Below are 259 nucleotides of genomic sequence, written 5' to 3'. Positions count from 1 at the left end.
CTTCCGAGTAGTCGAATACAGCACGGTATCCCCAACGACAGAAGAAGTCATACAGCACGTCGCGCATGCGGTCGATGGAGGCGCGTGCCTTCGAGAACTGGGGGTCCTTCCTCGAGACCTCGAACACCATGTCTTTCGACTTGATGGTGGCGGTAGCAGATTCCGCTTTCTTCTGCCAAGTGGTGCCAACCTTCGAGAGGAACGGATCAAGAATCTCGTCCTTGAAATTGACGCCGATCCCGCGAATGTTGTGCTGGTC

1 protein-coding gene is annotated in these 259 nt (G+C 55.2%); it reads right to left on the bottom strand.

Annotated features, from left to right (window positions below):
• Positions 1-259: hypothetical protein (locus AC1RPN_RS09075; RefSeq protein ID WP_481763858.1), on the bottom strand; the 259-nt coding region annotated here is incomplete at both ends.

Source organism: Dellaglioa sp. CoH-57-MRSF-20, assembly GCF_056781955.1.
This window is presented reverse-complemented; position numbering and strand designations above follow the sequence as displayed.